Source organism: Streptomyces sp. NPDC059989 (assembly GCF_042736975.1).
GTDB lineage: Bacteria > Actinomycetota > Actinomycetes > Streptomycetales > Streptomycetaceae > Streptomyces.
In genome coordinates, this window is record NZ_JBHWUO010000013.1 from 105,313 (window position 1) to 125,369 (window position 20,057).

Annotated in this window: 18 protein-coding genes; 8 read left to right on the forward strand and 10 right to left on the reverse strand. The window is 72.2% G+C overall.

Features of this window, described 5'->3' with window-relative positions:
• Window positions 1-7 precede the first annotated feature (7 nt).
• The 3 genes from ACFWBN_RS14265 to ACFWBN_RS14275 all read right to left on the reverse strand — a co-directional run bounded on the left by ACFWBN_RS14265 (window position 8) and on the right by ACFWBN_RS14275 (window position 3,074).
• Window positions 8-979: a nucleoside hydrolase gene (locus tag ACFWBN_RS14265; RefSeq protein WP_385175920.1), complete on the reverse strand. Its 972-nt coding sequence runs from the start codon at window positions 977-979 to the stop codon at window positions 8-10.
• A gap of 102 nt (window positions 980-1,081) precedes the next feature.
• Window positions 1,082-1,723, reverse strand: a complete 642-nt coding sequence (locus ACFWBN_RS14270; protein ID WP_385175923.1) for an endonuclease — start codon at window positions 1,721-1,723, stop codon at window positions 1,082-1,084.
• 154 nt (window positions 1,724-1,877) lie between these two features.
• A complete protein-coding gene (locus ACFWBN_RS14275; RefSeq protein WP_385175926.1) occupies window positions 1,878-3,074 on the reverse strand; it encodes an aromatic acid exporter family protein in 1,197 nt (398 codons plus the stop codon).
• Window positions 3,075-3,230: 156 nt separating this feature from the next.
• Here ACFWBN_RS14275 and ACFWBN_RS14280 point away from each other — a divergent pair, with 156 nt between their 5' ends.
• Window positions 3,231-3,419 (forward strand): hypothetical protein, encoded by a 189-nt coding sequence (locus ACFWBN_RS14280; RefSeq protein ID WP_385175929.1) that lies wholly within the window; start codon window positions 3,231-3,233, stop codon window positions 3,417-3,419.
• A gap of 60 nt (window positions 3,420-3,479) precedes the next feature.
• On the opposite strand, the gene ACFWBN_RS14285 is transcribed toward ACFWBN_RS14280, so the two are convergent.
• Entirely contained in the window at window positions 3,480-3,875 is a 396-nt protein-coding gene (locus ACFWBN_RS14285) for a hypothetical protein (RefSeq protein WP_385175933.1), read from the reverse strand.
• A gap of 100 nt (window positions 3,876-3,975) precedes the next feature.
• Here ACFWBN_RS14285 and ACFWBN_RS14290 point away from each other — a divergent pair, with 100 nt between their 5' ends.
• Window positions 3,976-4,536, forward strand: coding sequence for a SixA phosphatase family protein (locus ACFWBN_RS14290; protein WP_385175937.1), 561 nt, complete (start codon window positions 3,976-3,978; stop codon window positions 4,534-4,536).
• Between the two features lie 28 nt (window positions 4,537-4,564).
• Here ACFWBN_RS14290 and ACFWBN_RS14295 read toward each other — a convergent pair whose 3' ends face one another.
• A complete protein-coding gene (locus ACFWBN_RS14295; protein WP_385175941.1) occupies window positions 4,565-5,860 on the reverse strand; it encodes an MFS transporter in 1,296 nt (431 codons plus the stop codon).
• Window positions 5,861-6,088: 228 nt separating this feature from the next.
• On the opposite strand from ACFWBN_RS14295, the gene ACFWBN_RS14300 reads away from it, so the two are divergent.
• Window positions 6,089-6,283 carry a hypothetical protein gene (locus tag ACFWBN_RS14300; protein WP_385175944.1) on the forward strand — a complete coding sequence of 65 codons (195 nt, stop codon included), beginning with the start codon at window positions 6,089-6,091 and terminating at the stop codon, window positions 6,281-6,283.
• Window positions 6,284-6,383: 100 nt separating this feature from the next.
• Here the strand turns inward: ACFWBN_RS14300 and ACFWBN_RS14305 are convergent, their stop codons facing one another.
• A complete protein-coding gene (locus ACFWBN_RS14305) occupies window positions 6,384-6,677 on the reverse strand; it encodes a WhiB family transcriptional regulator (RefSeq protein ID WP_385175947.1) in 294 nt (97 codons plus the stop codon).
• Window positions 6,678-7,569: 892 nt separating this feature from the next.
• Between ACFWBN_RS14305 and ACFWBN_RS14310 the strand changes: the two genes are divergently transcribed.
• Window positions 7,570-9,732 (forward strand): discoidin domain-containing protein, encoded by a 2,163-nt coding sequence (locus tag ACFWBN_RS14310; protein ID WP_385175950.1) that lies wholly within the window; start codon window positions 7,570-7,572, stop codon window positions 9,730-9,732.
• Between the two features lie 68 nt (window positions 9,733-9,800).
• On the opposite strand, the gene ACFWBN_RS14315 is transcribed toward ACFWBN_RS14310, so the two are convergent.
• Genes ACFWBN_RS14315 through ACFWBN_RS14330 form a run of 4 tightly spaced genes read right to left on the reverse strand, consistent with a single transcriptional unit; the run spans window position 9,801 to window position 14,409 of the window.
• Entirely contained in the window at window positions 9,801-11,180 is a 1,380-nt protein-coding gene (locus tag ACFWBN_RS14315; RefSeq protein ID WP_385175953.1) for a GH1 family beta-glucosidase, read from the reverse strand.
• Window positions 11,177-12,049: a carbohydrate ABC transporter permease gene (locus ACFWBN_RS14320; RefSeq protein WP_385175956.1), complete on the reverse strand. Its 873-nt coding sequence runs from the start codon at window positions 12,047-12,049 to the stop codon at window positions 11,177-11,179. The genes ACFWBN_RS14315 and ACFWBN_RS14320 overlap by 4 nt, the downstream gene beginning before the upstream one ends.
• Window positions 12,039-13,073, reverse strand: coding sequence for a carbohydrate ABC transporter permease (locus tag ACFWBN_RS14325; protein ID WP_385175960.1), 1,035 nt, complete (start codon window positions 13,071-13,073; stop codon window positions 12,039-12,041). The genes ACFWBN_RS14320 and ACFWBN_RS14325 overlap by 11 nt, the downstream gene beginning before the upstream one ends.
• A gap of 10 nt (window positions 13,074-13,083) precedes the next feature.
• Complete coding sequence (locus tag ACFWBN_RS14330; RefSeq protein ID WP_385175963.1) at window positions 13,084-14,409, reverse strand: ABC transporter substrate-binding protein; 1,326 nt, start codon at window positions 14,407-14,409, stop codon at window positions 13,084-13,086.
• 237 nt (window positions 14,410-14,646) lie between these two features.
• Here ACFWBN_RS14330 and ACFWBN_RS14335 point away from each other — a divergent pair, with 237 nt between their 5' ends.
• The 4 genes from ACFWBN_RS14335 (at window position 14,647) to ACFWBN_RS14350 (ending at window position 20,002) form a co-directional block, all read left to right on the forward strand.
• A complete protein-coding gene (locus ACFWBN_RS14335) occupies window positions 14,647-15,975 on the forward strand; it encodes an ROK family protein (RefSeq protein WP_385175966.1) in 1,329 nt (442 codons plus the stop codon).
• 435 nt (window positions 15,976-16,410) lie between these two features.
• A complete protein-coding gene (locus ACFWBN_RS14340; protein WP_385175969.1) occupies window positions 16,411-18,162 on the forward strand; it encodes a SpoIIE family protein phosphatase in 1,752 nt (583 codons plus the stop codon).
• A 76-nt stretch (window positions 18,163-18,238) separates the two neighbouring features.
• Window positions 18,239-19,111: an MBL fold metallo-hydrolase gene (locus ACFWBN_RS14345; RefSeq protein ID WP_385175972.1), complete on the forward strand. Its 873-nt coding sequence runs from the start codon at window positions 18,239-18,241 to the stop codon at window positions 19,109-19,111.
• A gap of 3 nt (window positions 19,112-19,114) precedes the next feature.
• Window positions 19,115-20,002: a LysR family transcriptional regulator gene (locus ACFWBN_RS14350; RefSeq protein ID WP_385175976.1), complete on the forward strand. Its 888-nt coding sequence runs from the start codon at window positions 19,115-19,117 to the stop codon at window positions 20,000-20,002.
• The last annotated feature ends 55 nt before the right edge of the window (window positions 20,003-20,057 follow it).

Genomic DNA, 20,057 nt, shown 5'->3' on the forward strand with positions numbered 1-20,057 from the left:
GCTTCCCTCACGACGGCGGCGGCTGACGATCCGCCGGATGCGTACGGGCTCCGAGCACCCGCACGGCCGCGACCATGCGGTCCCAGAACGGGTCGGCGTCCAGGGACATCGCGGCCCGGGCGTTGACCGGGCGGCCCGTCGAGCCGTGCAGGTCCACGACGGTGGCGCCGCGCGTGTACCGGCCGTTCAGCTCCACGACGACGTTCGCGTCGACGCAGCGCACGAGCCCCGGATCGATGACCCGGGCCACCGCGACCGGGTCGTGCAGCGGAGGGCTCGGGAAACCCCACAGCGTGCGGTACGTGGACGCGAAGAAGGTCAGCAGTTCGGCGCAGGTCCGGCCGAGGGAGGTGCCCAGCCCCTCGAAGCGGGCGACGACCTCGGGCGTGGCCAGCGCCTGGTGGGTGACGTTGAGGCCGCACATGGTGACGGGCACCCCGCTGCGGAAGACGATGTCCGCGGCCTCCGGGTCGGTGCGGATGTTGAACTCCGCGGCCGGAGTGCGGTTGCCGCGCTCCGTGGAGCCGCCCATCAGGACGATCTCGCGGATGCGGTCGGCGTCCTGCGGATAGCGGGTCAGCAGCAGGGCGATGTTGGTGAGCGGTGCGGTCGGGACGAGGGTGACGGGCTCGGGATGCTCGGCCAGCAGCCGGTGGATGAGGTCCACCGCGTGCTCCCGGACCACACCGACGGTCGGTTCGGGGAACGACGGCCCGTCGAGGCCGGAGACGCCGTGGACATCGTCCGCGACGCTGAGCGGCTGGACGAGCGGCCGGTCGCAGCCCGCCGCGACGGGCACGCCGGTGATTCCGGCGACCGTGCACACGCGCCGCGCGTTCAGGGTGGTCTTCTCCAGCGTCTGGTTGCCCGCGACCGTGGTGATCGCGAGCAGATCGACCGCGGGGTCGCCGGCCGCCAGCATGATGGCGAGGGCGTCGTCGTGTCCGGGATCGCAGTCGAGGATGATCGGGACGGGCACGTCGTCACTCCTGGCGGGCGGCGGGGCAGGGCGGGGCGTGGAGCTTCAGTGTGCCGTGGCGCCGGTCCGGTGACCACGGGGCGTCCCGGCGCGCGGTCCGCGTCAGGCCGCGCGCAGCCGGCCGGCCGCGTCGGGGGTCAGAGCGATCCGTACCAGGCCGTCGGCGAACCGGGCGAACTCGGCCGGCGGAACCAGCTCGGCGAGCGCCCGCGGGGTGCCGGGCAGGCCGACGCCGGCCGCCGCCGCGCGGACCCGCGCGTCGACGAAGGGGCGCAGCTCCGGCCAGACGGCCTGGGCCTCGCGGCAGAAGATGTCGGAGCCGGTGGCGCCGATCCGCGGAACCTCCTGGAGGAGTTCCCGCACGGCGGCCGGGTCACCGCCGGCTTCGTCCCGGAGTCTGCGCAGGTCGCCGTTCCAGCGTTCGAGGACGAGCCGGGCCCCGTTGCCCAGGGCGGTGGCCGTGCTCTCGTCGTACCTGCGGTAGTGGGTGCGCCCGAGCGCGTCGACGCGCTGCTGCCACGGCGAATCCGCCATCCGCCTCGGCGTGCGCAGCCGGTCCCCGAACAGCTCCCGGGCCGCCGCGACCGCCGTCGCCGCCCGGATGGGCGCCGACAGCAGCACGCACAGCACCAGGAGCTGGTACAGCGGAGCCGGAGTGTCACGCAGCCGGATACCGGCCTCGTGCACGTACGTCTCGCCGTACTCGCGCAGTACGCGGCGGGCCATCTCCCTCGTCGTGTCCATCAGCGTGTCCTTGCCGAGCAGGGCTGCCGGTGCGGGGCCGGACCGCTCCCCCCGCAGGCCCCGCTCATGCGCTGCGCCTACCCGCACTGCCGCGACCCACCGCGTACGCGGGACCTCACTTCGGCGGTCCGAGCGGTCCGAGCGGTCCGAGCGGTCAGCGCAGTCGGCCCCGCAGCCATCCCCGCAGGCGACTCGTGCGCCGGGTGCGGGCGGCATGTTGGTCGAGTTCCTCCAGCAGGCGCTGGGACCGCTTGTCGACGTCCAGCTCGTCGAGGACCCGGTCGATCTCGGTGAGCAGCGCGCCGTGCAGCTGCCAGTGCGCCGGATCCGCGCGGGCGGCGGCCAGCAGCAGGTGCGCCAGCCGGTCGCGGTGGCCCCGGGCCACGGCCAGCTCCCCGGTCAGACGGGCCTCCGCCTCCTCCGCGTTGGCGCTGACCTGCGCGGTGATCAGCTGGGCGAAGCTCTCCACGGCGATCGCCGTGTGGCGCAGCACCTGCCGCAGCGCGTCGGCGGTCCCGGCCTCGAAGAGCGGACCGTCGGGGCGGGCCCTGGCCAGGTCGGCCAGCGTCCGGCAGGCCACGCGGAGCACCACCGCGCAGATCTCCAGGGTGTCCAGGCCGGTGCGCAGCACCAGCCGGAAGAGCAGGCCCTCCTTGACCCGCGGATTGAGCCGGAGACTGTCCTCGGCCTGCCGGAGGGCGGCGTCGACCTGCGCGATGTCGTTGTCGAGCCGCCGCGCCTCGTGCAGCCGGGCCGCGGCCTGCTCGACCTTCGCCGGTCCCAGCGGTTCCTCGCCGAGGTGGTCGAGCAGCCGGCTCATGCGCAGCGCGAGGTCGGTGATCGCGGTACCCGCCGGGCCGATCCAGAGGGGTGGTGCCAGCAGCAGGTTGACCAGCAGCCCGACCACCGCGCCGATGACCGTTTCCAGGACCCGGTCCCAGGCGGTGTCCGCCACCTGGGTGACGCCGAGGACGAGCATGGCGCTGATCGCGACCTCGGGGACGAACTCGTCCACGCGTACCAGGTGGCCCACCACCAGCGAGGCCAGGATCAGCAGGCCGAGGCTCCACCAGGTGAGGCCCACCAGCACGCTGAAACCGATCGCGATCAGGACGCCGACGACCACGGAGTTCACCCTGCGGATGCTGGTGGTCAGCGTGGAGTAGAGAGTGACCTGGACGACGAGCAGGGCGGTCAGCGGGGCGGTCAGCGGATTCGGCTCGCTGCTCAGGCGGAGCGCGACCACGTAGCTGACGACGGCCGCAGCGGTGGACCGCAGGGCCTGGACGGCGACCGGCTCGCGGCGGCGCCGCGCGACACGGGTGGCGAGGCTGCTGATCATTTCCGGCATGCCCCGGCGCCTTCCCATCACGGCACCCGATGACGCACGGCGGGCGGGTTCTTTTTCCGCCCGCAGGCGCGGGGCCCGACTGACCCGGCGAAGACGGGGTAGGCGGAGAGCACCCGGAGTCCCCGTCGACGAGAGCAGTGCGAGGGAGCTGAAGCCATGCAGGGCAAGGAGAGCAAGAGTCAGGAGCCGGGAAAGGGCCGCGAGGAGCAGATCCAGGAGCACCCCGGTCCGGACCCGGTCCACCCCGAGGCCAGCAAGCCGGTCTCCGGCAAGAGCCCCGCGGAGCTGAGGAGGATGCAGGAGCGGAAGATGGCCCGCGCCCCCGAGCAGGACGACGCGGGCTGACGGCGCGCACCCCCCACCCGCAGGTGGGGGGCCTGCGGCCGGCTCTTGCCCTACGGACCCCTACGGACCCTCGTCGTAGGTCCCCGCCTCGACCTCGAGGGCGAGCTCCTGGAGGACTTCGATCGCGGAGACGTCCGTCCGCCCGCTGTCGTGCGCGATCGCGAGGCTGGTGAAGGCCAGGCTGAATCCGGAGACCATCGTGTGCAGGGCGGGGCCGAGGGCCTCGGCTACCAGCGCTGCCACCTGCTGCGGAGTCGCGTCGGCGGGGACACTGATCGACGGCAGCATCTCGTTCAGGAGCGTCGTGGCCACTCCGGCCGTTGCCTCCGGGTGGTTGCCGTGGCCGTCTCCGGCGCCCTCGTCGGCGCCGTCCTCTCCGGTCTCGACGGCCCGGCGGATGTCCTGGGCCTCGGTGAGGATGCCGATCACCCGCTTGAGTACCTCTGCGCGTTCCATCCTGCGGAGCGTAGCCCGGCGCCCGGACGTGCGGGTGCGTACCGTCCAAGCCCACCGCACCATGACCGTGTACCCGTACCCCGCGGCGAAGGAGACGGCCATGCCCACGGGCCCCGCGCCCCACACCACCTCCTCGGCCTCCGCAGGGACGGCCGGGTGCCGGCTGCTGCTGGTACGGCACGCCAAGGCCGTTGCGAAGGACGGAGCGGCCGAGGACGCCGAACGTCCCCTGAGCGACCGCGGCAGGGCCGACGCGCCCCGGGCGGGCCGCTGGCTGGCGGAGTCCGGCTTCACGCCCGACCTGGCCCTGTGCTCGCCGGCGCGCAGGACGCGGCAGACCTGGCAGCTGCTGGTCCCGGCGCTGACGGCGCCGCCGTCCGCCGTCTACGACGAGAGGCTCTACAACGCGGTGCCGAACACCCTGGTCACCGTATTGGCGGAGCGGGCATCGAGCCTCGGCTGTGTGGCCCTGGTCGGCCACAACCCCGGCATCCACGAGCTGGCCTCGGCCCTGTGCGGGTCCGGCCCGCCGGAACTGCTGGAGGAGCTCAGGGCGGGCCTGCCCACGGCGGGGGTCGTGGTGGTGGACCTGCCGGGTGGCTGGGACGCGCTGACCCCGGGCGAGGGGCGTCTGACGGCTCTCTGGTCACCGCGCTCCTGACCCGACCGGTGATTCGCCCAGGTGGCGGTCAGGGCGTGCGCGCGGGGTCGGTTCCCGCCGGTGCGGGGGAGCCGGCCGTAGCGCGCAGGACGTCCAACCGGCCCAGGCTGGCGCGCCGCTGCACGAGCGACAGCCCGGCCACCGCCGTTCCGAGTACGAGCCAGCCCGCGGGCCCGGCGGCCATCACCGCGCCGGTCAGCAGCAGCGGCCCGGCGGCCTTCTGCACGGACTGGGACATGCCCGCCACTCCCAGGTACGAGGCCTTCGCCTCCTCGGGAGCGAGGGAGACGGCCAGCTCCCAGGAGCTCACCGAGCGGATCAGCTCCGCCGCGGTGACCAGCGCCGCCGCGGCGAGCAGGGCGATCGACGCGGCCCAGGCCCCGGCGCCCGTACTGGCGGCCAGGACCGCGCAGCACACGAGCATCGTCAGCCCGTACGCGACGGCCGCCGCCGCGGCCTGGCGCGGCTCCCGCACCTTCGCCGAGACGCGCAACTGGAGTACGACGACGAGCACGGTGTTGATCACGAGAACGGCCGGTACCAGCGCATGCGGTGCTTCGGTGTGCTCCACCAGCCACAGCGGGAGGCCGACATTGAGGATCGAGTCGTCCAGGCTCATCGCGATGTCCAGCAGGACGAACCGGAGGTAGCCGCGGTCCCGCCACGGGCTCGGCGGGTCCGGGCGGCCCGCCGCCGGGCGTCCTTCCCCCTCCGCGTCACCGGCCCGCGCCGCCACGCGCCCGTGACCCCGCGGTTCGCGGGTGCGCCACACCAGCGCCGCGGCCGCGAGGAAGGACACCGCGTTGACCAGGATCAGGGCGTGGTACGCGCCGCGGCTGTCCAGGGCGAGCCCGGCAGCCGCGATGCCCGCGCCGAGCGCGTAGCCGGCGTTGGCGGTGCTGCGCGACAGCGCCTGGTACGTGGCGCGCCGATCGCCCGCCGCCCGGGTGGCGAAGAGCATCTCCAGGGTCTTGGCCGCGCGGTCGCCCAGGTACGTGACCGCGACCACCGGCAGCAGCACGCGGAAGTCGGTGGCCACGAGCAGGACGCTGAGGGTGCCGAGGCGCAGGAGGTGACAGCCGATCAGCAACGACCGTACGGCGACGCGGCCCGCCAAGTGGCCCGCCAGCGGGGAGCCGACGATGCCCGCGACCGCGGCCGCGCCGAGCAGGAGGCCCAGCTGCCGGGCGTCGAGGCCGACCACGAAGGTGAAGAAGAGGACGGAGGAGGCGGCCCACACTCCCGTACCGGTCCGGTCCAGCAGCTGGGCGAGCAGCATGATCCGCGCGTCCCGGCCTCCCGGCGGCCGCCGCAGCTGTGCCACCAGCCCGGTCCCGGCCGACCGGCCCTCCCCGCTCCCCGTGCCCAGCCGCCACATCCCGAGCCTCCGCGTCCCCCGAGCCAGGTATCTCGATATCGAGATACCTGCGTAGCCTGCCCGAGGTAAATCTTGACGTCAAGATAAATCGGCGCGGCGCCCGCCGGACCTGCCGCGGGGCGGTACGCGACCCGCGCGTTCCCGTGCAGCGAGGTCGTCGTGGATGATGTCCCCGTGACCCACCGCATCAGCGCTCTGATCTCGGCCTTCGGTGTCCTCCCAGCCGTATTGCTGTTCATCCTCGCCGTCCGTGAGTACCGCTCCGGCGCGTCGGCCCTCTGGATCGGGGCCGGAGCCGTGATCCTCCTCGTGGCCCTGTCCGCGCTCGCGCGGGACGTGCGGCGACTGCGCGCGGGCCCGACGGCCTGAAGGGCGGCGCCGATTCCGACGGCGCCGGAACCTTTCAGACGCGCGCCGACCGCCGACTGACGTGCGGCGCCCGTCAGTTCCCGTCCGCCCGCCGCGAGTCCTACGTCTTGCTCCGCAGCCGCGTCGAGGCGAGGGTCCGGCGGCGCTCCTCTTCGGTCAGCCCGCCCCACACTCCGTACGGCTCCTGCACGCTCAGCGCGTGCCGCAGGCACTGAGCCCGCACCGGGCACCAGGCGCAGATGCGCTTGGCGGTCTCGTCACGGGTGGCGCGCTCCTCGCCGCGCTCTCCCTCGGGGTGGAAGAACCACTCCGACCCCGTGCCCCGGCAGGCTGCCGTCGCCTGCCACTCCCATACGTGCTCCGCTCGGCCCGGCAGGCGCGAGAGTTCCGTCATCACTGTGCTCCTCCGCGGGTGGACGAATGGTGGTACTACCGCGCCTGCGCGCTCAGCGGTGGCTCAAACGTCCCTTCTCGGCAAGGCGGGGAGACCGGACAACCGCGGGACGGTCGACGACATGGTCCCCACGCCCGGCGGGCAGTCTCTCTCCGCACGGATGGCGTGAACGGGACGTCGAGGAGGGGCCGGTGGCGGTGTCCGACCCCAACCGGTCGCGGCCCGAACCCTGTTCGTGTGCCGCGGGCGGTCAGCCCCCGGAGCGGCTCGGCGCCGGGTTCGAGGCCCGGTTCGCCGCACCGGCTGCGCCGGGCGCCGGCTGGCGGAGGCGTACCGGGCGGTGGACCACTGGGACGGGCCCGCTGCGAGGCCTTCCTGCGCTCGCTCGCATCGGGCGGCTACCGCGATGCCACGGCCCGGTGAAAGGGGAGCGGCCGGCCACGATGGCCGGCCTGCGCCGCGCACAGGAGGCCTGGCTGGCCGGGGGCCGGCAGGCCGCGGCCGACCTGTGCGCCCGCTACCACGGCCGGCTCGCCCGCGCCGCCGGCCGGTGAACCGTACGCCGGCGAAGGCCCGTTCAGGCGTCAAGCATCGAACGCATCACGGCCCCAGCCTTCCCACACGGGGTCAGTTCCTGAAGTCCTGAGCGTGCTCCGTCCCGTCGGCGGGCTCGGCGGGACGGAGCGGTCAGGAGCCTCAGTGCAGCGGCGGCATTTTTTTTCGTCAATACTTTTCACAAGGATTGAAGAAACCCCGAGTTCACGGGCCTGACGCGCATATGGCACCCCGTCAGGCCTTCGTTTCATGAACGCTCAAACCCTTGACTGCCTCCCTGACGGGCAGTTCACTCACGCTTCGATCCCCCGGATCCACGACGTCAGGAGCCCCCCGCATGGCCCTCGCCTCCTCCCATCCCCCGCGATCCGTCGCGGCGGCCCTCGCTGCCGCCCTCGTCGCCGCCCTCCTCGTGCTGCTGCCCGGCAGCACCACCGCCCAGGCGGCCCCCGTCCTGCTCTCGCAGGGCAAGCCCGCCACCGCCTCCAGTACCGAAGGCGCCGGCACCCCCGCCTCCGCCGCCGTCGACGGCGACCACGGCACCCGCTGGTCGAGCCAGTTCGCCGACCCGCAGTGGATACAGGTCGACCTCGGCGCCCCGGCTCAGCTGAACCAGGTGGTGCTCCGCTGGGAGACCGCTCACGCGAAGGCGTACCGCATCGAGTTGTCCGCGAACGGCTCCGACTGGACCACCGCCTACTCCACCTCCACCGCCACGGGCGGCGTCCAGACCCACGCCGTCAGCGGCACCGCCCGCTACGTGCGCGTGTACGGCACCGAGCGCGCCACCGGCTGGGGCTACTCGCTCTGGGAGTTCCAGGTGTACGGGACCACGGACACCGGCCCGACCCTCCCCGGCGGCGGAGACCTCGGCCCGAACGTGATCGTCTTCGACCCCTCCACCCCGAACATCCAGGCCAGGCTGGACCAGGTCTTCCAGCAGCAGGAGTCCGCGCAGTTCGGCTCCGGCCGCTACCAGTTCCTCTTCAAGCCCGGTACGTACAACGGCCTGAACGCCCAGATCGGCTTCTACACCGCCATCTCCGGCCTGGGCCTGAGCCCCGACGACACCACCATCAACGGTGACGTGACCGTCGACGCGGGCTGGTTCAACGGCAACGCCACCCAGAACTTCTGGCGCTCCGCCGAGAACCTGGCCCTCAACCCGGTCAACGGCACCGACCGCTGGGCCGTCTCCCAGGCCGCGCCGTTCCGCCGGATGCACGTCAAGGGCGGCCTCAACCTCTCCCCGGACGGCTTCGGCTGGGCCTCCGGCGGCTACATCGCCGACTCGAAGATCGACGGCCAGGTGGGCAACTACTCGCAGCAGCAGTGGTACACCCGCGACAGCTCGATCGGCGGCTGGTCCAACGGCGTCTGGAACCAGGTCTTCTCCGGCACCCCGGGCGCCCCGGCCCAGGGCTTCCCCAACCCGCCGTACACCACCCTGGACACCACGCCGATCTCCCGCGAGAAGCCCTTCCTCTACCTCGACGGCAACGACTACAAGGTCTTCGTCCCGGCCAAGCGGGTCAACGCGCGCGGCACCTCCTGGGGCAACGGCACCGCCCCGCAGGGCAGTTCGATCCCGCTCGGCCAGTTCTACGTGGTCAAGCCGGGCGCGAGCGCGGCGACGATCAACCAGGCGCTGGCCCAGGGCCTGCACCTGCTGTTCACCCCCGGCGTCTACCACGTCGACCGGACCATCCAGGTGAACCGGCCCGGCACGGTGGTCCTGGGCCTCGGCCTCGCCACCATCGTCCCGGACAACGGGGTGACCGCCATGAAGGTCGCCGATGTCGACGGGGTCCGGCTGGCCGGCTTCCTGATCGACGCGGGCCCGGTCAACTCGCCCTCGCTGCTGGAGGTCGGCCCGGCCGGCGCCGCCACCGACCACGCGGCCGACCCGACCACCGTGCAGGACGTCTTCATCCGCGTCGGCGGCGCCGGCCCCGGCAAGGCCACGGTCGGCATGGTCGTCAACAGCCACGACACGATCGTCGACCACACCTGGATCTGGCGGGCCGACCACGGCGACGGGGTCGGCTGGGAGACCAACCGCTCCGACTACGGCTTCCGGGTCAACGGGGACGACGTCCTGGCCACCGGACTGTTCGTGGAGCACTTCAACAAGTACGACGTGGAGTGGAACGGCGAGCGCGGCCGGACGATCTTCTACCAGAACGAGAAGGCGTACGACGCCCCCAACCAGGCGGCGATCCAGAACGGCTCCGTGAAGGGCTTCGCGGCCTACAAGGTGGCGGACTCGGTCTCCGTCCACGAGGGCTGGGGCCTGGGCAGCTACTGCTACTACAACGTCGACCCCACCATCCGCCAGGACCACGGCTTCCAGGTCCCGGTGAAGCCGGGTGTGAAGTTCCACGACCTGCTCGTGGTCTCGCTCGGCGGCAAGGGCCAGTACGAGCACGTGGTCAACGGCACGGGCGCCCCGACCTCGGGCACCTCGACCACTCCCTCCACGGTCGTCTCCTTCCCCTGACCCCCTCACCGAACCCCCGCAAGCGCGGGGCGGCCAGGAGCCGCCCCGCGTTTTCCGGGGTCACGGGGTCAGCCGGCCCGGTGGGCGGCGATGATCCCGGCGTAGTGCCGGCCGCTGGACTTGATGGTGCGGCGCTGGGTGGCGTAGTCGACGTGGACCAGGCCGAAGCGCTTGTCGTAGCCGTAGGCCCACTCGAAGTTGTCCAGCAGGGACCAGGCGTAGTAGCCGGCCACGGGCGCGCCCCGGCGGGCGGCGCGGGCGCAGGCGGCGAGGTGGGCCGTGAGGTAGGCGGTGCGCTCGGGGTCGTGGACGGTGCCGTCGGGGGCGACGGTGTCGGGGTAGGCGGAGCCGTTCTCGGTGATGTGGACGGGCCGGGGGCCGTACTCGTCGTGCAGGCGCATGATCAGGGTCTCCAGGCCGTCGGCGTCGACCTCCCAGTCCATGCCGGTGCGCGGGACGCCGGGGCGGGCGATCTGCCGGGCGTAGGGGGCGGGGCCGTCCGGGTCGGAGGTGACGACCTGCGGGAAGTAGTAGTTCAGGCCGATCCAGTCGAGCGGGGCGGCGATGGTGCCCGTGTCGCCGGGGCGTTCGGGGAGGTCGACCCGGTAGACCTCCCGCATGTCGGCGGGGAAGCCGCGACCGTGGACGGGGTCGAGCCACCAGCGGTTGACGTGGCCGTCCATCCGGCGGGCGGCGGCGAGGTCGGCCTCGGAGGTGGTGGCGGGCTCGACGGTCGAGAGGTTGTTGACGATGCCGATACGGGCGCCGGGAGCTGCGGCCCGGACCGCGCGGGCGGCGAGGCCGTGGCCGAGGAGGAGGTGGTAGGAGGCGCGGACGGCGGCCGTCAGGTCGGTGTGGCCGGGAGCCATCCTGCCCTCCAGGTGGCCGATCCAGGCGGAGCACAGGGGCTCGTTGAGGGTGGCCCACTGGCCGACGCGGTCGCCGAGGCGGGCGGCGACGAGTCCCGCGTACGAGGCGAAGTGCTCGGCGGTGTCCCGTACGGGCCAGCCGCCCCGGTCCTGGAGGGCCTGCGGCAGGTCCCAGTGGTAGAGGGTGACGGAGGGGTGGATGCCGGCGGCGAGCAGCCCGTCGACGAGGCGGTCGTAGAAGTCCAGGCCCTTGGGGTTGGCGGGGCCGTCGCCGCCGGGGACGACGCGCGGCCAGGCGACGGAGAGCCGGTAGGCGTTGGTGCCGAGCTCCCGCATCAGGGCGATGTCCTCGGGCCAGCGGTGGTAGTGGTCGCAGGCGGTGTCGCCGGTGTGGCCCCCGTCGATGGCGCCCGGGACGCGGGAGAAGGTGTCCCAGATGGAGGGGGCGCGGCCGTCCTCGGCGACGGCGCCCTCGATCTGGTAGGCGGAGGTGGCGGTGCCCCAGAGGAAGTCGCGGGGCAGCGCGGCGAGGTCGACGGCGTGCACGCCGGTCATGGGGAGGCTTTCGGAGAGGGTCATTTGACGGCTCCTGCCGTGAGTCCGGCCACCAAGTACTTCTGCAGCAGAAGGAATCCGGCGACGACGGGGATGCTGACGACGAGCGAGGCGGCCATGATCTGGTTCCAGTAGACGTCGTTCTGCGTGGAGTAGCCCTGCAGGCCGACGGCCAGGGTGCGCGTGGTGTCGTTGGTCATGACGGAGGCGAAGAGGACCTCGCCCCAGGCGGTCATGAAGGCGTAGACGGCGACGGCGACGATGCCGGGGACGGCGGCGGGGACGACGACGCGGAAGAGCGCGCCGAGCGGGCCGCAGCCGTCGACGGTGGCCGCCTCGTCGAGGTCGCGCGGCACCGAGTCGAAGTAGCCGATGAGCATCCAGATGGAGAAGGGGAGCGAGAACGTGAGGTAGGTGAGGATCAGCCCGCCGCGGGAGCCGTAGAGGGCGACCCCGGTGGTGTTGCCGATGTTCACGAAGATCAGGAACAGCGGGAGCAGGAAGAGGATCCCGGGGAACATCTGGGTGGAGAGCACCGTCACCGTGAACAGGCGCTTGCCGCGGAAGCGGTAGCGGCTGACGGCGTACGCCGCGAACACCGCGATGACGACCGAGGCGACGGTCGCGCTGCCCGCCACGATCAGCGAGTTCACGAGGTACTTGGCCAGCGGGACGGTGTGCCAGATGTCCACGTAGGGGCGGAGGGTGAGTCCGCTGGGGATCCACCGGAACTGCCCGGCCACGTCCTTGAGCGGTTTCAGGGAGCTGGTGACCATCACGAAGACGGGCAGCAGCGTGAACGCGGCGAGCAGGGTGAGGAAGACGGCCCGCACCACCCGGAAGGAGGCGGGCGGATCGAGCGGGCTGCGGGAGCGGCGGGCGCTAGCGGGCATCGGCGTCCTTCCGGCCGCGGCTGGTCAGGAGCAGATAGCCGGCGGTGACGAGGAGCAGGAAGAGCAGCAGCAGGACGGACATGGCCGAGCCGGTGCCGAAGTTCCAGGTGACGAAGCTCGATTGGTAGATGTGGATGGAGATGAGGTCGGCGGCCGCGGGGGCCGACTTGCCGAAGAGCAGGAAGGGGGTGTTGAAGTCGTTGAAGGTCCACAGGAACAGCACGAGGATCAGCACCTGGTTGACGGCGCCGAGCGAGGGCAGGGTGATCCGGCGGATCTGCTGCCAGACGCCGGCGCCGTCCAGCGCGGCCGCCTCGTAGAGGTCCTTGGGGATGTTCTGGAGGGCCGCCGTCACGATGAGGAAGGCGAAGGGCCAGCTCTTCCAGACGGAGACCGTCAGCATCGCCCAGAAGCTGTTGTCGCCGAGCAGCCAGAAGGTGTGTTCGGGGCCGCCGAGGCCGAGCTGGTCGTGGATGACGTGGTTCACCAGGCCGTTGTCCCGCTGGAACATGAAGGCCCAGGTGATGACCGCCGCATAGGCGGGCAGGGCGTACGGGACGAAGAACAGGGCGCGCAGGAAGCCGCGCCCGCGGAAGCCGGCTTGCGTGAACACGGCCGCCGCGGTGCCCAGCAGCCAGCACAGGGCGACGGACAGCAGGGTGAACAGGCAGGTGGTGACGAAGGAGTCGAGGAGGGCCCTGCCGACGGGCCGGTTGACGTCGATGGCGAGGTCGTAGTTGTCGAAGCCCGTCCAGGGGGCCCGGTTCCAGTCCCGGATGAAGAACTGGGTGAGCTTGCGGAAGCTCATCAGGATGCCCATCACCATCGGGAGGAGGTGGATGAGCAGTTCGAGGAGCAGGGCGGGCAGCAGCAGGAGGTAGGGCAGGGCGATCCGGCGGGCCCGCCCGGGGCGGCGCGCGCCCGCGGGGCGGCGGCCGTCTCCGGTCCGGCGGACGCGCGCGAGGGCGCCGCGCGTCCGCCCCGCGGCGGTCTCGGGAGGGGTCGTGGTGGGGGCGGAGGTCATGGCCGGTGGCTCAACCCGCCATCTGCTGCTGGGCCTTGGTGAGCTTCGCCTTGACCGATTCGGTGGTCACCGGGCGGCCGGCCGCGGCGTCGGCGAAGAGCTCCTTGACGGCCGTGCCCACCGCGGTCTCGAACTGCGACTCCTCGGGGACCTGGGGGAGCGGGGCGGCGCTGGTGGCGAGGGTGTTGCGCAGGACGGTGAGGTCCTCGTTCGCGAAGGCGGGGTCGGACTGGGCGGCCTTGACGGGAGGGATGGAGCCGTAGGTCCGGTTGAGGACCTTCTGCTCCTCGTCGCCGGTCATGAACTTCACGAACTTCAGGGCGCCGTCGATGTTGTCGGTGTTCTTGAAGACGGCCATGTTGATGCCGGCGACCATGGAGTTGACGTTCTTTCCGGTGCCGGGCGCGCCGCCGGCCGGGACCGGCACGGGGGCGGTGCCCCAGTCGCCCTCCTTCATGCCGTGGGCCTTGAAGGAACTGGCGGCGCTCTGCCACAGGACCATCGCGGTCTTGCCGTTGGCGAAGTCCTGGAGGGACTGGTTCTTGTCGTACTCGGCGTTGCCGGGCGCGATGATCCTGTCCTTGGCCATCAGGTCGACGTACTGCTTGACGGCGTCGACGTTGGCCGGGGTGTCGAAGGTGGGCTTGCCCGCGGGGTCGAAGAAGGACGCGCCGTGCTGCTGGGACAGGACGAAGGCCTGGTGGATGTTGTTGGAGAGGTTGGCGCCCTCCGCGCCCAGGGCCCACTTGCCGTCCTTGGAGAGCCTCTGGCCGACGGCGACCATCTCGTCCCAGGTGGCCGGGGGCTTCTCGATGCCCGCCTCCTGGAACATCTTCTTGTTGTAGTAGAGGGCGTAGGACATGGAGTACAGGGGGACGGCGGCCGGGTCCTGGCCGGCCGCGCCCGACGAGCCGATGGCGGACGCCACGAAGCGGTCCTTGCCGCCGATGGCGTCGAAGTTCTTGGCGTCCCAGGGGAGCAGGGCGCCGGTGGCCTGGAGGGAGGAGGACCAGGTGTTGCCGATGTTGAGGACGTCGGGGCCCTGGCCGGAGGCGGTGGCGGCGAGGATCCGGTTGAGCAGGTCGGACCAGGGGATGACCTCGAGCTTGACCTTGATGCCGGTCTGCTCCTCGAACTTCTTCAGTTCCGGGCCGAGGGCGGCCTGGTCGGCCGGGATGTCGGCGCCCTGGTTGGAGGCCCAGTACGTCAGCTCCTTCGGGGCGGTGTTCGAGCCGCCGCCGTTGTCGGCGGAACCGCCGCCGCACGCGGTGGCGGTGGCGAGCAGGGCGGCGACGGCGGCGGTGGCTGCTGCGGCTCCGGTTCTGGTTCTGTGCATGGCGGCTCGGTCCCTTTCGGCGGGGGCGGGGGAAGGCCGGTGGGCGGATCGGGTAGGTGGGAGGGGCCGTTGGGCATCGTGAGCCCGGGCCGCCGGTGTACCCGCTGTGCTGGATCCGTTGTTGTCCAGGCCTTAATTTAGGACGTGAGTTAAGCCTCGCGAAAGGGTCGCGTCAAGGGGTCGCGCAAGGGTATGTTGCGAGCGGTGTCACGCTCACGTGACGGCGAAAGGGGCCAGATGACCACAGGGCGTAGCGGACGCACGGTGCGGGACCTGCGGCGCGGCAACCGCAGTGCCGTCCTGCAACGGCTGTACTTCGGGGGCCCGATGAGCCGCCAGGAGCTCGGGCCCGCGACCGGGCTGAGCTCGGGGTCGGTCAGCAACGTCGTCGGCGAACTGGTCGCGGACGGACTGCTGGAGGAGGCCGGGATCGTCGACTCGGACGGCGGCCGCCCCCGCACCCTGCTGCGCGTGACCCCCGGCAGCGCGCACATGATCGGCATCGACGTCGGCGAAACCCGGGTCCGGGTCGAGCTGTTCGACCTCGCGCTGACCGAACTGGCCCGCACCGAGCTGCCGTTGCTGCCGCGCGGCTGCTACGACGTGGGCCCCATCGTCGACCACATCCGGGCGGGCATCGCCACCGTGCTCGCCGAGGCCGGAGTCGGCACGGACCGGCTGCTCGGCGTCGGGGTCGGCGTGCCCGGCATCGTGGAACACGACGCGCCGGGCGGGGCGGTGGTGCACGGGCAGACCATCGGCTGGGACGCGGTCCCGCTCGAACGGCTGCTGCGGGCCACCGGGGCGCTGCCCGAGGAGGTCCCGTACATCATCGACAACGGCGCGCGGACGCTCGGCCAGGCGGAGATGTGGTTCGGTGCCGGGCGCGGCGCCAGGGACGCGGTGGTGGTCCTCTTCGGCTCGGGCGTCGGCGCGAGCCTGATCACCGACGGCTCGCCGGACGGCGGGAGCACCGAGGGCACCCCGCTGGAGTGGGGGCACCTGACGGTCTCGGTACGCGGCCGGCGCTGCCGGTGCGGGGCCCTGGGCTGCCTGGAGGCCTATACGGGCGCGGAGTCGCTGCTGGCCCGCTGGGCCGAGCGGGGCGGCGGCCCGGCGGGCCCCGGAGTGGTGGACGAGGAGGAGGCGCTCTCGGAACTGCTCGCGGCGGCGGAAGCGGCGGATCCGGTGGCCCTGGAGATCCTGGAGGAGACGGCGGAGTACCTGGGCGCCGGCCTGTCGGACCTGATCAACCTGTTCCGGCCCGAGCGGATCCTCATCGGCGGCTGGGCCGGCCTGCTGCTGGGCCCGCACATCCTGCCCTCGGTACGGGAGCACGCGACGCGGTACTCCTTGCGCCATCCCGCCGGCCGGGTCACGGTGGGCCTCGGCTCGCTCGGCCCGGACGCGGTCACGGTCGGCGCGGCCACGCTCCCGCTGTCGGCGTTCTTCGCCACGGGCGGCCGCCGCGCCTCCCCGGAGACGCCTTCGGAACTCCCCGGCTGGCACACGTCCTTGTCGACCCGCGCCGACCCGGCGGCCCGGTCCCGGACCGGCCGCGCCTGACGGGGCGGTCAGGCAGAGCCGCGGACGCGAGCCGCGCGCCGCGGGTCGCCGGGTGGTCCCTCGGGGGCGATACTGGAGGTCACGGTGCGTGGAGGCGACATGCGTGAACCGGAGCATCGCGGCCCGATTTCGGCCTCGGCGCCCGTCAGCGCCACGGCAGCGGTCGTACTGGACGGCGACGGCGTGGTCATCGCCTGTTCGCAGACGGCCGCGACCCTGCTGGACTGCTCTCCAGGTCATGCGTGTGCTCCCTTGCAGGGGCTGCTGCCGCGCGGCGGGACGGAAGCGGGACCGCCCGGACGCCCTGTGACCCTGCACGGAAGCGATCATGCGGGTCGCAAGGTCGATCTGATCTGCACCGTTGTCCGGCTTACGGCGCGCACTCCGCGGGTTCCATCCGCTTCGGGCGGTCCTGACGCCGACGGACAATGGCTCGTGCTGGTCGCGCCGGCCGAATCCGTGGCGGAGGCGGCCGAGCGCGACTCGGAGCGGCGCCGGACGGGACTGTCGCAGGCCGCCGCCGCCAGCCTCGGCGCTTCGCTGGACGTGACGGAGATGGCCGAAACCCTGGTGAGTCTCCTCGTCCCCGATTTCGCCGACCTGGCGACCGTGGACCTCGCCGAGCCCGTGCTGGTCGGCGACGAGCCCCCGCACCTCGATGCCAGCGGCGATGTCCGCCTTCGCCGGACCGCGGCCGCGCAGAGCCCGGGGATTTCCGCGGAGGACCTCCTGCCGGTCGGAGAGGCACTTCCTCCCGTACCGGACAACGACGTCATGCGTCCGCTCATGGCGGGACGGCCCGTGCTGGTGTCCGACGTCTCCGTCCTCCGTACGGCGCTCGGCGTGGATCCCGAGATCCTGCTGTTGTTCGTGCCGAACGAAGCGCACTCCTCGGTGGCGGTGCCGCTCTACGCGCGCGGCCTGATCCTCGGCTGCGTCACGGTCTGGCGCTGCCAGCTGCCCTCCGCATTCAGCGAGGAGGACGCCGCCCTCCTGCAGGATGTCGCCTCCCGGGCCGCACTCGGCGTGGACAACGCCCGCCGCTACACCAGGGAACACCGGTCGGCGCTGGCTCTGCAGCGCAGCCTGCTGCCGCACTCCGCCCTGAACGTGGCCGCGGCGGACACGGTGGGGGTCTACCAGCCAGCGGGCGGCCGGGTGGGGGCCGGCGGGGACTGGTTCGACGTGATCCCCCTGCCGTCGCTCCGCGTGGCGTTCGTCGTCGGGGACGTCGTCGGCCACGGGCTCGATGCCACCGCCGCCATGGCGCGGCTGCGGACCGCGGTGCAGACCCTGGCCGACCTCGATCTGGATCCGGGCGAGCTCCTCACGCACCTGGACGACCTGGTGCTCGGCCTGTCCAGCGAGCACACGACCGGCGAATCCCGCTCCGAGCCGGCGGTGCTCGGAGCGACCTGCCTGTACGCCGTCTACGACCCGGTGACGAGGAAATGCGCCGCTGCCACCGCGGGGCATCCGCCGCCGGTCGTCCTGTCGCCGGATGAGGAGCCCGTCTTCGTCGGCATGACGCCGGGTCCCCCGCTGGGAGTCGGTGGAATGCCGTTCGAGGTAACGGAGTTCGGCGTGCGGCCCGCCAGCCTGCTGGCGTTCTTCACGGACGGACTCGTGGACGGCCGAGGCGGCGACATCGAGGAGGGAATGGAGAGACTGAGGAGCTCGCTCGCCGGCGCCGATTCGAGCAGCCCGCTGGGGGAGACGAGCCAGAACATCTTCGACAGGGTGCTGCCCCAAGAGCCCTCCGACGACGTCGCCTTGCTGCTCGCCCGCACCCACGCGCTCTCCTCCGACCACGTGGCCGAGTGGGAACTCGAAGCCGACCTGTCCCTCGTCGCGCACGCCCGAGAGCTGGTGGTGGGCCGGCTGTCCGAATGGCAGTTGGAGGAACTGGGCTTCGTGACGGAGCTCGTCGTGAGCGAACTCGTCACGAACGCGATCCGCTACGCCGGCGGCCCGGTCGGGCTCCGGCTCATCCGGGACCGGGTACTCGTGTGCGAGGTGACCGACCCCAGCAGCACCCAGCCGCGGCTGCGCCGGGCACGGGACACGGACGAAGGCGGGCGCGGCCTCTTCCTCGTCGCCCAGCTCGCCGACCGCTGGGGCAGCCGGTTCACCCGTAGCGGGAAGACCATCTGGACGGAGCAGGCCATCGAGGGCCCGGCCGTCTAAGTTCTGATCACAGCGCTCTCGGCGAAGCTTTATTTATTGTGAATTTCTGGCGAACGTCAATATTATTCGACTCCTCATGATCGAGGTGGAGGTCCGGATGGTGGCGACGTGGCACATCGGTACGACGACGGTTCACAAGGTGCCGGAGGCGGAGGTGACCGCCTCCCTCACGGCGGCCCTGCGGACGGACGACACCGCGCTCCTGAAGCGGTACCCGTGGCCCGGCCCCGGCTACAGCAAGGCGGACGGCTCCTTCGTGATCTCGATCCACGCACTGGTCGTGGACACCGGCCCGCGCAGGATCCTGGTCGACACCTGCGTGGGCAACGCCCGGCCCTCGGTGCCGATGCTGCCCATGCTGGACACCACGTGGCTCGAAGACCTCATCGCCCTCGGGTACCCTCCGGAGTCGATCGACACCGTCGTGTGCACGCACCTTCACTTCGACCACATCGGGTGGAACACGCGCCTCGTGGAAGGGAAGTGGGTGCCGACGTTCCCCCGTGCCCGCCATCTGGTCCCCCGCGCGGAATGGAGCCACTGGACCGACCTGGGAGGTGCCGACCTGCGCGACACGATGCAGCCCCTGGTCGACGAAGGCCTCGTCGACCTCGTCGAAACCGACCACCGCGTGTGCGACGGCGTGCGCCTGGAGGCGGCTCCCGGGCACACCCCGGGACACGTCGCGGTCGTCGTCGAATCCGGGGAGGAACGCGCGGTGATCACCGGTGACCTCGTACACCACCCCGTGCAGTTCATCGAGCCGGACGTACCCAGCCTGGCCGACACCGACGCGACGCTGGCGGCGGCGACCCGGCGGGCGTTCGTCGAGCGGTACGCCGACACGGGAACGCTCGTCATCGGCACCCACTTTCCCGCCCCCACGGCAGGCCTCCTCCGGCGCGGCGGTGACGGGACCGTGCGGTTCGTCGCGGACGGGCGGTACTGAGCCGTGGATTTCCGGCAGCTGGAGTACTTCCTCGCCATCGTGGACCACGGCGGCTTCAACCGCGCGGCCGCGGCGCTCTACGTGTCCCAGCCGTCGCTTTCGCAGGCCATCCGGGGCTTGGAACGCGACTTGGGCAGCAGCCTCTTCCACCGGATCGGCAGGAAGGCGGTCCTGACCGAGGCCGGCGCCGCACTGGTCCCACCGGCACGCGCGGCCCTGCACGGACTGGAGCTGGCCAGGGCCAGCGTCGGCGCCGTCCGCGAACTGCGCGCCGGGCGCCTGGAGATCGCCGCGATGGCCTCACCCACGGTCGAACCGCTCAGCACCATGGTCCGGCGGTTCACCGACCGCCACCCGGCGGTGTCGCTCGTCCTGCGCCTGGCCCTCACCCGCGCGGACGTGATCGAGATGGTGCGCACCGGAGGATGCGAACTCGGACTCCTGGCCACTTCCTCGCCGCTGCCGGGCGGCCTGAACGTCGTACCGCACCACGTCGGGGACAGCAGGCTCGTCCTGGTCACCCCGATGGACGGCCCCTTCCCCGCCGGGCAGCCGGTCCGACGCGAACAGCTCGAAGGGCATCGGCTGATCGTCGGACAGCGGGGGACCGGAATCCGCTCCTACGTCGACGACCTGCGAGCACAGGGCATCGACGTCCGCATCGCGGTGGAGACCGAACACCGCATGGCCTTCCTGCCCCTGGTGCTGGGAGGCGTCGGGCTGGCCGTGGTGACGGATGCGTGGGCCGACCTCTCCGAGCGGGCCGGAGCCCTCGTCCTCGACCTGGAGCCGCCCGCACTGCAGCACAACGTCCTGGTCAGCCGGACGATGGAGCCGACACCGGCAGCCCGCGCCTTCCTGGCCGTCGCCACCCGAACGATCGGCACATAGGCGCCGCCTATAAGACGCATCGGGGATACGTGTTGGACCCGGATGGCCCCCGATT

Excerpts from the sequence above, each read along its gene's own strand:
- ACFWBN_RS14270 (WP_385175923.1), bottom strand. The coding sequence starts at position 1,723 with ATGGACACGACGAGGGAGATGGCCCGCCGCGTACTGCGCGAGTACGGC.
- ACFWBN_RS14275 (WP_385175926.1), bottom strand. The coding sequence starts at position 3,074 with ATGCCGGAAATGATCAGCAGCCTCGCCACCCGTGTCGCGCGGCGCCGC.
- ACFWBN_RS14280 (WP_385175929.1), top strand. The coding sequence starts at position 3,231 with ATGCAGGGCAAGGAGAGCAAGAGTCAGGAGCCGGGAAAGGGCCGCGAG.
- ACFWBN_RS14285 (WP_385175933.1), bottom strand. The coding sequence starts at position 3,875 with ATGGAACGCGCAGAGGTACTCAAGCGGGTGATCGGCATCCTCACCGAG.
- ACFWBN_RS14290 (WP_385175937.1), top strand. The coding sequence starts at position 3,976 with ATGCCCACGGGCCCCGCGCCCCACACCACCTCCTCGGCCTCCGCAGGG.
- ACFWBN_RS14305 (WP_385175947.1), bottom strand. The coding sequence starts at position 6,677 with ATGACGGAACTCTCGCGCCTGCCGGGCCGAGCGGAGCACGTATGGGAG.
- ACFWBN_RS14310 (WP_385175950.1), top strand. The coding sequence starts at position 7,570 with ATGGCCCTCGCCTCCTCCCATCCCCCGCGATCCGTCGCGGCGGCCCTC.
- ACFWBN_RS14315 (WP_385175953.1), bottom strand. The coding sequence starts at position 11,180 with ATGACCCTCTCCGAAAGCCTCCCCATGACCGGCGTGCACGCCGTCGAC.
- ACFWBN_RS14320 (WP_385175956.1), bottom strand. The coding sequence starts at position 12,049 with ATGCCCGCTAGCGCCCGCCGCTCCCGCAGCCCGCTCGATCCGCCCGCC.
- ACFWBN_RS14325 (WP_385175960.1), bottom strand. The coding sequence starts at position 13,073 with ATGACCTCCGCCCCCACCACGACCCCTCCCGAGACCGCCGCGGGGCGG.
- ACFWBN_RS14330 (WP_385175963.1), bottom strand. The coding sequence starts at position 14,409 with ATGCACAGAACCAGAACCGGAGCCGCAGCAGCCACCGCCGCCGTCGCC.
- ACFWBN_RS14335 (WP_385175966.1), top strand. The coding sequence starts at position 14,647 with ATGACCACAGGGCGTAGCGGACGCACGGTGCGGGACCTGCGGCGCGGC.
- ACFWBN_RS14345 (WP_385175972.1), top strand. The coding sequence starts at position 18,239 with ATGATCGAGGTGGAGGTCCGGATGGTGGCGACGTGGCACATCGGTACG.